The sequence below is a fragment of the Fodinisporobacter ferrooxydans genome (assembly GCF_022818495.1).
Taxonomy (GTDB): domain Bacteria; phylum Bacillota; class Bacilli; order Tumebacillales; family MYW30-H2; genus Fodinisporobacter; species Fodinisporobacter ferrooxydans.
In genome coordinates, this window is record NZ_CP089291.1 from 754,194 (window position 1) to 766,807 (window position 12,614).

A 12,614-nucleotide genomic window follows, 5' to 3' on the forward strand; every position below is an offset into this window, starting at 1 on the left:
TCACATCACATCACATCACATCACATCACATCACATCACATCACATCACATCACATCACATCACATCACATCACATCACATCACATCACATGACCAGTCCGAGCTTTACGTAATCCCGTATTTTTTCAGTTTCTCATACAATGTAGAGCGATGGATGCCCAATGCTCTGGCAGCAGCCGCTTTGTTCCATTTCACTTCCGCAAGGATCTGCAGAATGACATCCCTTTCTCGCCTTATCACGCTTGACTTCACTTGATCCAATCGTACATGCCCGACATCTGACGGCAAATGAAAAACTGGTTCGCCATCGGATACATGTTGCTTTTTTGACCAAAAGTGAGAAGGCAAGTCATGTGGAAAAATATATTGGCCTTCCACCAGAGTCACAAGCATTTCTACCGTATTGATCAGTTCACGAACATTTCCCGGCCATTCATATTCCATCATCATGGAAATCGTTTCTTGTGTGAACGTTTTTCGCTGCAATCCGTATGTTTTGCAAGTCGATTCCAAATGAAAGGAGAGCAGCATCGGTATATCCGGCTTTCGATCGCGGAGTGCCGGTATATTCAGCCGAATAATATTCAAGCGATAGAATAGATCTTCACGGAAAGAACCTGTCTTGACCATTTCCTCCAGGTTGCGATTGGTAGCTGCGATGATTCGCACATCCACGCGCTGCTTGGTAATGCCCCCCACCCTTTCAACTTCTCGTTCTTGCAAGACTCGCAAAATTTTTGATTGCATCGTTAATGGCATATCGCCAATTTCATCAAGAAACAATGTGCCTTTGTCGGCCAACTCGAATTTTCCAGGTTTCCCGCCTTTTCTCGCACCGGTAAAAGCACCATCTTCATAGCCGAATAACTCCGCCTCAAGCAATTGCTCCGGAATGGCTGCACAATTCATGCTGATAAAGGGCCCTTCTGCGTATGCACTTGCATAATGAATCGCTTTTGCAAACATTTCCTTCCCTGTTCCGCTTTCGCCTGTAATTAAAACAGTTGCCGGCGTACCGGCAGCTTTGCGTGCAATCCGTTTCACATCCGATATCTCTTGGCTGTTGCCAATAATTTGTTCAAATGTTGACTGTTTATTTGTTGCATGAAAAGATTTCGAATCGGGCATAAGTTGTTTTTCGCTCACTTGTCTGGATAAATGCTGCATCCGTTCAAGAATTTTGTACAGCTCCGTAACGCCCTCGAATATCAACATTCCGATGGCGCCAATAATCGTCCCTTCCTTCCACACGGGAATCCGGTGCACCACCATGTCTTGCCCCTGTATCCGTTGAATAAATCCGCGTTCCGGGACACCTGTCTTGGCGACGATATGCAGTCTGGTATTTTCAATAATTTCCGTGACATGCTTCCCTAACACATTATCTCTGCTTTTTCCCAAAAAGCTGCAATACGCCTGATTGAATTCACAAATGACACCATCCGCATCACAAACCACGATGCCTTCGTAAGCGCTTTCCAGTACGGCGGAAAGAGCCTCTGCCGTATATTCGGATTCCTTCATGCGGTGCAGATACCGGGAATACACTTGCAGAATATCCGTTCGGGTCAAAATTCCCACCAGCATGCCATGTTCATCGACCACAGGCAAACGGCCAACCGGTATCTCATACGCTTCCGTCAGTGTCTGGCCCTGATAAATCGTAACGACCGATTGGCTCATGACTGTACTGATCTGTGTTTCCAGACGAGTCTGATTCAGATAGCATTTCATAATATGCGACTTGGTAAGCAGCCCAATCACGCGACGTTGTCCATCAATGACCGGCAGTCCATCGATGTGATGGTCCGATAATAATTTCAATGCATGCGCCAGTGTATCTTCCGGGCGAACCGTGAAAGGATGCTTGGTCATCCAATTTTTGACCGTCTCTTGATTCAGGATTTTTTGATCCACGGTTTCGGTTTGCTTGATCAAGTGCTCAGACATACAGTTCCCCCTATCCCGTTTCTAAATTTGAATGGTTATGTATTCTCTGAAATCAATCGTTCGGGTTTTTTACCAACCCATTCTATTACCCCATCAGGACGAATATAACGCAAGAAGTGATACGCAGCATTTTTTGAACCTCACCATATTGTTTTATAAATGAGAATTTACGAATTAAATTATAATGCAATACAAATAGAGAAGGAATGGAAATATTTTAAAGAAGGTGAAGGATTGGCGACAATATATTAGCGAGCTTAAATAGAAAAAACGTGCGAAAAAACCACCAGGCCAATTGCAGCCCGGTGGTTTTTTATAATCTATAGGTTCATTAGCAAACAGGCGCTGTTGTTGCTGCTCCACCGTAAACAGGAACAAGCAGGAAGAATAATACAAAGATGATCAAGAATACAACAGCCCAGCGTGTATAGCCGCCAAAAATTCCATACATGCAAGATCACTCCTTGAAAATTTTTTCTTTTTTGTCTGTGGCCTGATTCTCATGGCTTAGGCGGTAGACGGAGCTTGTGGAGGTATCAGTAATACAAACAGGACGAAGATCACCAGGAATACGACGGCCCATTGCGTAAATGCACCAAACACCATCTTCATTCCTCCCTTCGTGTCAGGCTCGATATATACAATGCGGGAAGCGGGCAAAATGACAAGTACATGCGCCCAGTTTTCATGAATTTAGGCAGGTGTGCGGGCATTTGGCGATCAAGAAAAAAGCGCGGGTTATCCCCGCGCCACATGAACATCGTATGTGAGATCTGTTGCCACTACTCCTTACATTTCTCGTTGTTCCTCAATCCATTCGTTGGTTTGCTTCAATAAAACTGCCGCTTTCTCGATCGCTGCCAACACTTGCGGCGTCGCCGTACCGCCGAGCACATTACGCGCATCGACAACTGTGCGAATATTGATGACATCCATGCAGTCCGCATCAAATAACGGTGACAATTGTTTATATTCATCCAACGCCAAGTCAGCCAGGAATTTGCCGTTTTGGATGCAATACAATACCAGCTTGCCGATCACCTCATGCGCCTGTCGGAATGGCAGTCCTTTGCGCACAAGATAATCTGCCAAATCGGTCGCATTGGAGAAATCCTGTTTGACTACTGTCTGCAGGCGCTCTTTGCGAACCGTCATGGTGCCAATCATGCCCGCCATTAGCTGCAACGCTCCCTGCAGCGTATCCACCGTATCGAACATGCCCTCTTTATCTTCTTGCAAATCCTTGTTATACGCCAGCGGCAGCGATTTTAACACAGTCAACAGTCCAAGCAAATTGCCGTATACGCGACCCGTCTTGCCGCGCACAAGCTCCGCCACATCCGGATTCTTTTTCTGCGGCATAATGCTTGAGCCTGTACAATAGGCATCGTCCAATTCGACAAATCCGAACTCTGTCGAACACCACATGACCAATTCTTCACACATGCGGGACATGTGCATCATCAGAATCGCAGCATTCGCCAAAAATTCCAGGATAAAATCCCGATCGCTGACTGCATCCATGCTGTTTTCATAGATTCTCGCAAATCCCAGTTCCTTTGCAACACGTGTGCGATCGATCGGGAACGTCGTTCCTGCCAACGCGCCTGCTCCAAGCGGCAGAATATCAATGCGCTTGACAAGATCCTGCAGCCGCTCCACATCTCTGCCGAACATCCAGAAGTATGCCATCATGTGATGGCTGAAAAGTACCGGTTGCGCCCTTTGCAAATGCGTATAGCCAGGTATGATCACATCGATATGGCTCTTCGCCATCGACAGGCATGCGTCCTGCAGCACTGCCAGCAAGCGGATGATTTCTTTTACTTGACGGCGCAAATACAAATGCATATCGAGGGCAACCTGGTCGTTGCGGCTGCGGCCGGTATGCAATTTCCCGCCGACGGGCCCGATCAGATCCAGCAAATGCTTTTCCATATTCATATGTACATCTTCATGCGCCACATCAAAAGTCAATTGGCCTTCCGCCAACTTTTGCTGCAGCAACTGCAGGCCGGCGACAATTTTCTCCACATCTTCCAGTGGTAGAATGCCGCAAGCGCCCAGCATTTTCACATGTGCGATACTGCCGCGCAAATCGTCTTCCGCCAAGCGCTGGTCAAACCCTATGGATGCTGTATATTCTTCAACGAGTTGATCGGTCGGCTTGGTAAACCGACCGCCCCATAATTTCGACACTATGGATACCTTCCTCTCTTTATCCTGCCTTCACACATCCCCATTCCCGCAAACGGGATCGAGGAACTTCATTCCTATGAATTTTGCCCGACCCCAGTCGCCACTTTCAGGCGCAATGCATTTAAGCGGATAAACCCGGTGGCATCGGATTGGTTGTATGCTTGCGTGGGATCTGCTTCCATCGTTGCGATGTTCGGATTGTACAGACTGACAGGACTTTTCACGCCTGCCGCAATGACATTCCCTTTGTAGAGCTTTACGCGAACCGTACCTGTGACATTTTTCTGGCTCTCTGTGACAAGCGCCTGCAATGCCAAGCGTTCCGGCGCAAACCAAAATCCATTGTATACAAGTGTACTGTACTTGGAAATGAGGGAATCCCGCAACTGCATCACTTCACGGTCCATCGTCAACGATTCCATGCGGCGGTGTGCGGCGAACAGAATCGTGCCGCCCGGTGTTTCATACACACCGCGGCTTTTCATGCCGACAAAGCGGTTCTCTACCATATCCACACGACCGATCCCGTGCTTGCCGCCCAACTCATTCAATTTGTCCATGACCTGCAGCGGCGTCATGGATTCGCCATTTAATCCGACGCAGTTTCCCTGCTCAAAATTCAGTTCCAGATATTCCGGTTGGTCCGGCGCATCTTCCGGAGATACGCTCAATACAAACATGTCCTTGTTTTCTTCACTGCTGGCGTCAAACCAAGGATCTTCCAAAATCCCGCTCTCAAAGCTGATATGCAATAGATTACGGTCCATGGAGTACGGCTTGGATGCGGTTGCCTGCACTTGAATCCCATGCTTTTCTGCATATGCGATCATTTCTGCGCGGCCCGGAAACTGTTCCCGGAACTCTTCAATGCGCCATGGCGCGATCACTTCCAAGTCCGGCGCCAACGCGGCTGCCGTCAGTTCAAAGCGCACCTGATCATTCCCCTTGCCGGTAGCGCCATGTGCGATGGCAGTCGCTCCTTCCAACTTCGCGATTTCCACCATCCGTTTGGCGATCAAAGGGCGTGCAATGCTCGTTCCGAGCAAGTATTGTCCTTCATAAAGGGCGCCTGCCTGGAACATCGGGTAAATAAAGTCTTGCGCGAATTCTGCCCGCAAATCATCAATGTACACTTTGCTTGCACCTGTTTGCAACGCTTTTTCCTCAAGGCCGTCAAGCTCTTCTTTTTGCCCGATATCTGCTGTAAACGTTATAATTTCCGCATCATACGTTTCTTTCAACCATGTCAAAATAACGGATGTATCCAATCCGCCGGAATATGCCAATACAATTTTCTGCTTTGCCATGTATGTATCGCTCCTTCTTGCTCCATCCCCTGCTGCCGTACAACCGCAATCGTTGCTGTGATGAGCAATCTTCCATGTCTAATTTTTTATTTTTGTTCTTTCTTATGTTACATCTTACAGCTAAAATTAACCACCCTGACAATGAAAAATATGAAAAAGGAAAACCAAAAACTCGGCTTCGCCAAGCGTTTCGGCGAAGCCTCAGATGGTCCTATACATGCCAAAACCCGAATCCACTATGCCATCGTCGCTACCAAAATCGCCTTTTGTACATGCAAACGATTCTCAGCTTCGTCAAAAATGACGGAATGCGGACCGTCAATAATGCCGGCGGACACTTCTTCCCCGCGGTGTGCCGGCAAACAATGCATAAACAAGTAATCGGCAGCCGCATGTTTGCACAGTTCTTCATTGACTTGGTAACCGGCAAATGCCTGCAGCCGTTCTGCTTGTTCCGCTTCCTGCCCCATGCTCGCCCAAACATCCGTATAGACCACATGTGCACCGGCTACCGCTTCGGCCGGATCCTCTGTTACCAGTACCTTCGTTCCGTATTTCTCCGCCAAGACGAGCGCTTGATGCAATACTTCCTCATTCACCAGATACCCTTTTGGACTTGCGACAGAGATATCCATACCAAACAAAGGCGCTGCAACCAGCCAGGAATGAGCCATATTATTCCCGTCGCCTACATACGCGACTTTTTTCCCCCGAATGCTTCCATGATGTTCTTTCAACGTAAGGATGTCCGCAAGCACCTGACAGGGATGATGCAAATCTGTCAATGCGTTGATCACAGGCACCGTCGCGTATTTTGCCAAATCAATCACATTTTGATGGGAAAATGTACGAATCATGATCCCATCTACGTACCGGGAAAGAACTTGCGCAGTATCCGGCAACGGTTCGCCTCTGCCAATTTGCGTATCGTGCCCGGATAAAAACAGCGCATGGCCGCCCAATTGAAACATCCCGACTTCAAAGGAGACACGAGTTCTTGTCGAAGCTTTTTCAAAAATCATTCCAAGTGTCTTGCCTTTTAACGGCTGATACACGTCTCCCTGTTTTTGTTTGTATTTGATGCTTGCTGCAAGATCCAGCAAATGATATACCTCTTCTGGAGTAAAGTCGGCAAAATCGATAAAATCTTTTCCCGCCAATGTTGCCTCTTGTACATATTGTTGTGGCATAGCCATCTCCGTTCACACTCCCGTCATTTTGAAAAGTATCGTTTCTTTTATCAAACACTTACCTTGCAACAAGTGGCATCGGACGCATGCGTTCAAACTGATCCAGCACATCGATTAACGCTTCTGCCGTGTCCAGCGATGTCAAACAAGGAATGCGCATCTCGACTGTGAAACGGCGAATCGCAAACCCGAGGCGATCCCGTTCCTGCCCCCGCGTCGGTATATTGATCACACATGCCACCTGTCCGCTTTTCATAAATGTCTCGACTGCATCTTTTGTCCGTTCAATGGCAAGTGCAGGTATTCCGTTCTGCTCTAAAAATTGTGCGGTCGACGGTGTCGCCGCGATTGCATAGCCGCGTTCCAGCAATCGCTGTGCGATCGGCAATATATCCGGCTTTTGCCGATCGGCAATCGAACACAATACATATCCCTGATTCTGCAGTTGAAAGCCGGCTCCACTCAAGGACTTTGCCAACGCTTCTGCCAAGTCGGGGGCTACTCCCAACACTTCCCCCGTCGATTTCATTTCAGGTCCCAAAAACGTATCCAGTTGCGTAATTTTCCCGAATGAAAAAACAGGTGTCTTCACAACAACATGGGCAATCGGCGGATACAATCCGGTACCAAATGAAGTCTCCGGCAATTTCTTGCCCAATTGTACCTGAATCGCCAAATCTACCATCGGCACGCCTGTCACCTTGCTTAAAATCGGCACAGTCCGGGACGCTCGCGGATTGACTTCAATCACATAAATCTTCCCGTCATGAATGACAAATTGAATATTCACGAGTCCCACTACCGGCAATGCGCGCGTAATTTGCTGCGTATACGCGACAATTGTTTGAATTTCCGCTGCTGTCAATGTTTGCGGCGGATAGAGAGCCATGCTGTCGCCGGAATGAACGCCGGCCCGTTCCACATGTTCAAAAATCCCCGGTATCAAAACGTCCTGTCCATCTGCAATCGCATCGACTTCGACTTCTTTGCCCGGCAGATACCGATCCAGAAGAATCGGATGTGACGCATATTGATCTACCGCTTGCTGCATGTATAATTCCAGCTCTTCTTCCTGGTAGACGATCGCCATCGCCCGGCCGCCGATGACATAGGAAGGGCGCACGACCAGCGGATAGCCGATGCGTTTGGCTACTTCTTTTGCCCCGTCTACGCTTGTCGCCGTACCGCCGGCGCTTTGGGGAATCTGCAATTGATCCAGCAACTGCCGGAAGCGATCCCGGTCTTCCGCCAAATCGATGGCGTTCACACTGCTGCCGGCAATGGACACGCCGCATTCCGCCAACTTGCCGGCGAGATTGATCGCTGTCTGGCCGCCAAACTGTACAAATACAATTTCCACACGTTCCTGTTCAATGACATGCAAAACGTCTTCAACGGTTAACGGTTCAAAATACAATCGATCCGCTGTATCAAAATCGGTGGATACCGTTTCCGGATTGTTGTTCATGATGATCGTTTCATACCCGGCTGCCCGCAACGCCCAAACCGCATGAACGCTGCAATAGTCAAACTCAATTCCCTGCCCGATGCGGATCGGACCGGAACCGAGCACAAGCGCCCGCGGTTTGTCCGTATGGCTGATTGCTTCATTCGTTCCCCGATACGTCGAAAAAAAGTAGGGAGTCTCCGATTGAAACTCGGCAGCACATGTATCCACCAACGTGTAAGACGGTACAATCCCTTGCTCCAATCGCCATTGACGCACATGCTCTGCCGTAACGCCAGTCAATTCGGCAATTCGCTGATCGCTGAATCCCAGTTCTTTGGCCTGCTGCAAATAGGACTGTTCACCATTCGGCAGTTGGCTTGAGAGCGCCGTTTGTGCATCGATTTTATGGGCAAGCTGCTGCAACTCATGTTCAAACTCGACGAGCAGCTTGAGTTTATTCAAAAAGAAACGGTCGATTTCCGTCCACTGATGGATGTCTTCCACCTGTATTCCGCGGCGCAGCGCTTCATACACATAAAACAAGCGGCGGTCATCCGGATTGCTTTTGACTGCTTTCGTCAACTCACCCATGTCCATTTCCGCAAACCGCTTGTGAAATAAACTGTGCATGCCAATTTCCAATGAACGGACCGCTTTTTGCAATGCCGCTTCAAATGTCCGCTCCAGCGCCATGACTTCACCGGTTGCCTTCATCTGCGTTCCGAGATGGCGATCGGCATGCGGGAACTTGTCAAAGGGCCAGCGCGGAACTTTTACCACGACATAATCCAATGTCGGCTCAAAACTTGCGTATGTGGTTTTGGTCACTGGATTTAAAATCTCATCGAGCCGCAGTCCGACGGCGATTTTGGCGGCAATTTTGGCAATCGGATAGCCGGTCGCTTTGGATGCCAGCGCGCTTGACCGGCTGACGCGAGGGTTGACCTCGATCACACAGTACTCTTCACTTGTCGGATGCAAAGCAAACTGTACGTTACAGCCGCCTTCAATTTTCAATGTTCGTATAATCGTCAATGCGGCTGTCCTTAGCATCTGATACTCCCGATCCGTAAGCGTCTGGGAAGGTGCGACAACAATGCTGTCACCCGTATGCACACCGACCGGATCGATATTTTCCATATTGCAAACGGTAATGCACGTATCGTTATGATCCCGCATGACCTCATATTCGATTTCTTTCCAGCCCTTGATGCTGCGTTCCACCAATGCCTGAGTGACTGGGGATTGTTTTAATCCTCTTGTCAAAATGTCGATAAACTGTTGTTCATTGTCAGCAATTCCGCCGCCTGTACCGCCTAACGTATAGGCCGGGCGAATGATCAATGGATAGCCGATTTTCTCGGCAAACTCCAACCCTTCCGCAACCGTATGCACGATCTCACTGTCCGGAATCGGCTGTTGGATACGCTGCATCATCGCTTTAAACAGTTCCCGATCTTCCGCTTGCTTGATCGATTCCAGAGGTGTTCCCAGCAGTTTTACGCCGTATGTTTGAAGCACGCCCGCTTCATCCAATTGAACGGCCAGATTCAAGCCCGTTTGACCGCCAAGCGTCGCCAACAAGGCATCCGGCCGCTCTTTTTCAATGATTTTCGCCACCATTTCACAGCTAAGCGGTTCAATGTAAATCACGTCGGCAATCTCTTCGTCTGTCATGATTGTAGCCGGATTGCTGTTTACCAGTACAACGGTATAGCCTTCTTCACGCAGGGCTTTGCACGCTTGTGTGCCCGCATAGTCAAATTCTGCCGCTTGCCCGATGATGATGGGACCAGAGCCGATAACAAGGATTTTTTTTACGTCAGGTAGCATATGCAAGTGATTGTCCCCTCCGCTCTGCCATCAGTCTTAAAAATTGGTCAAATAAATACTCCGAGTCTTGCGGTCCCGGACACGCTTCCGGGTGGTACTGAACCGAAAATACCGGCAACCGGGAGTGCTTTAACCCCTCTACCGATGCGTCGTTCACATTGCGATGAGTCACTTGCAAACACGCGGGCAAGGACTGTTCGACAACGGTAAATCCATGGTTTTGTGAGGTGATCCAGACTTTCCCTGTCGCCAATTCTTTCACCGGATGATTGCTGCCGCGATGGCCAAAGCGCAATTTTTCCGTTTTTGCGCCAAACGCCAACGCCAACAATTGATGTCCGAGGCAAATGCCAAAGATCGGATACGCTTCAGCCAACTCGCGAATCAGCGGCAACCACTCCGCGCAATCTTCCGGATTGCCAGGTCCATTGGACAGCATAATCCCATCCGGACGCAACTCGCTGATTTCCTTCAGCCCGATCGACGGCGGCGCGACGGTTACCCGGCAGCCTTTATGAATCAGCGACTGCACGATATTCTGTTTGGCGCCGAGATCGATCAGCACAACATGATGGCTGCCGCGAACAGATGCCTGATACGCCGTTTTACATGTGACATGTTTCACAACGGATTTCGACAATTCGGGGAACTTCAGATCCGACACGTCCATTGTTTCAAGTGCCGGCAGGATATAGCCGCGCATCGTACCTTGCTCGCGGATCGCTCTGACAACGGCCCTTGTATCCACGTTGGCAAGGCCGACAATTCCTTGTTCCTTCAAATAGTCATCGAGTGTCATTTCACTTTGGAAATGGGACGGTTGATCACACGCCGACGATGTAATAAATCCGGCTACCCATGACCTGTGTGATTCAAAATCATTTTCATTTATACCGTAATTCCCGATCAAGGGATATGTCATGACGACGATTTGATTGGCATAGGATGGATCGGTAAGGATCTCTTGATACCCTGTCATGCCTGTATTAAAAACAACTTCACCATACCCGTTCTGCTTGTCACCAATAATAGTTCCATGAAAAGTGAGGCCATTTTCCAGTACCAACATTCCCTTCACTCTTCACCCCTCCTTAGCGCAACACGGTTTGCATTGACCGATGCACATCTATACATTATTTATGAATGATTATACATTTATATGAATAATTTTTCAATATGCATTCTTCCTCATACTTTATCAATCTGCGATTCACCAACCGTTTACCGTCCGCATACGATACAACAAATACGAATTCTTTCCCATCTAATCCTACATACCGGCCCAAGTTGCGTATCCCCGTACCAGACGACAAGCCACACACAGGTCTGGTACGGTTCACATAGATGATCCTCCGGGATCGACAGCTTCGCCCCGTTTCGAAGGAAATGGGGCATTTATTTGGATCGGATAAAACCAGAGAAAGTTGGGAAATCTGTTTTTGGAGGTGTTTTCCATGCAACCGTATGCTTGTCCCAGTTGCAGAAATAAATCTCGATTTTATATCATGGAGCAGAGTCCGGTGTCCGTAAAATTGCACCCGCAGACAGGAGAACTTGTGGAATATATATCTGCCGGGGATCCTTTGCAACAACCATATCGGGGAGAAATGCGCAGAATTCAATGTGCTGTATGCGGTGTAACAGACGGGGCACATGTATTTGCAAAAACCGCGGAGCGACTGAAATAATCAGTTGCTCCATTTAAATCCGACCTGGCGCATAATTCCCAATATCAACATCACGCCAAAGCACAGCAACGGAAGCCATCCGGCATGCGGAAACAGTCCCGTAAACCCGTTGTCTTTGGCGACCATCGCACCCGCAGTCCAGCCAAGCACGCCTGCACCAATATACGTAATCCATATATACCGATCCATAAAGCTGACAATCCAGCGACTCGCCATCACGATACAGACGATGCTCAAAAACAGTCCCACGACCAAAAGGACAAAATGCCCTTGCGCCAGCGCCGCCACTGCCAAAACATTGTCCAGACTCATCGTCAAATCCGCCAAAAGAATCGATATGACCGCACGGAAAAACGTCGTTCCTGTGTGAACTTCTTTTCCGCCATCCACATGAATCAATAATTTGATTGCAATATAGAACAAAAGGGCGCCGCCCAGTGCCTGGATATAAGGATACTGCAACAGAATGGTTGCAGCACCTGTCATGACAATGCGCAAAACAATCGATGCCGCCGTTCCCAGCCACATCGCGATTCCCCGTTGCCGCTCTTCCAAACGCATGGTCGCCATTGCAATGACGATGGCATTGTCTGCGGATAAAACCAGGTTGACCAACAAAATACTTGCCAAAATGATAAGCCAGGATACCACAGGATCACTCCTTGTCACAAACTTGTACTATATGTATGCTGATTCCTGAAAAATCAGTCCATTGCACAGAAATCCAGCTGGGCACTCGACCATTTTTCAAAAAATCGTCTTTGACGAGGAGCAGAATGAAGTACTGTTGGGTAAATATATAGTAGGCATAGAAAATGAGGCAGAAGGAGGAAAATACTATGTTCGGGCTCTTTCCAGCGGCATTCGCTGCATGGCCGATCTGGTTTCTCGCCGCATTTGCCGTATTGTTTGCGATCTGGTTTATTATCCCACGATGGAGCCCCGCTGTTGCAGTTTAATCTACCGTCGGAGTTCACCCGGAATGACCAGGGATCGA

8 protein-coding genes are annotated in these 12,614 nt (G+C 48.6%); 1 reads left to right on the forward strand and 7 read right to left on the reverse strand.

The genetic code is table 11. The annotated features are described in order from the left end of the window. Window positions 1-105: 105 nt before the first annotated feature. The 6 genes from LSG31_RS03660 to LSG31_RS03685 form a co-directional block, all read right to left on the reverse strand. The gene (locus LSG31_RS03660; protein WP_347438053.1) at window positions 106-1,950 is read right to left on the reverse strand and encodes a sigma-54-dependent Fis family transcriptional regulator; all 1,845 of its coding nucleotides are present in this window, start codon (window positions 1,948-1,950) and stop codon (window positions 106-108) included. Window positions 1,951-2,739: 789 nt separating this feature from the next. Continuing rightward, window positions 2,740-4,149 carry an argininosuccinate lyase gene (gene argH, locus LSG31_RS03665; RefSeq protein WP_347438054.1) on the reverse strand — a complete coding sequence of 470 codons (1,410 nt, stop codon included), beginning with the start codon at window positions 4,147-4,149 and terminating at the stop codon, window positions 2,740-2,742. Between the two features lie 74 nt (window positions 4,150-4,223). Beyond that, window positions 4,224-5,456: an argininosuccinate synthase gene (locus LSG31_RS03670; RefSeq protein ID WP_347438055.1), complete on the reverse strand. Its 1,233-nt coding sequence runs from the start codon at window positions 5,454-5,456 to the stop codon at window positions 4,224-4,226. A 236-nt stretch (window positions 5,457-5,692) separates the two neighbouring features. Beyond that, window positions 5,693-6,652 (reverse strand): ornithine carbamoyltransferase, encoded by a 960-nt coding sequence (gene argF, locus LSG31_RS03675; RefSeq protein WP_347438056.1) that lies wholly within the window; start codon window positions 6,650-6,652, stop codon window positions 5,693-5,695. Window positions 6,653-6,704: 52 nt separating this feature from the next. Continuing rightward, window positions 6,705-9,929, reverse strand: a complete 3,225-nt coding sequence (gene carB / locus LSG31_RS03680; protein ID WP_347439435.1) for a carbamoyl-phosphate synthase (glutamine-hydrolyzing) large subunit — start codon at window positions 9,927-9,929, stop codon at window positions 6,705-6,707. Beyond that, window positions 9,919-11,007 (reverse strand): carbamoyl phosphate synthase small subunit, encoded by a 1,089-nt coding sequence (locus tag LSG31_RS03685; protein WP_347438057.1) that lies wholly within the window; start codon window positions 11,005-11,007, stop codon window positions 9,919-9,921. Before LSG31_RS03685 ends, carB begins: the two co-directional genes overlap by 11 nt. Before the next feature lie 376 nt (window positions 11,008-11,383). Here LSG31_RS03685 and LSG31_RS03690 point away from each other — a divergent pair, with 376 nt between their 5' ends. Continuing rightward, complete coding sequence (locus LSG31_RS03690) at window positions 11,384-11,617, forward strand: DNA alkylation repair protein (protein ID WP_347438058.1); 234 nt, start codon at window positions 11,384-11,386, stop codon at window positions 11,615-11,617. Here the strand turns inward: LSG31_RS03690 and LSG31_RS03695 are convergent, their stop codons facing one another. Continuing rightward, window positions 11,618-12,268, reverse strand: a complete 651-nt coding sequence (locus LSG31_RS03695; protein WP_347438059.1) for a TerC family protein — start codon at window positions 12,266-12,268, stop codon at window positions 11,618-11,620. Window positions 12,269-12,614: the final 346 nt, after the last annotated feature.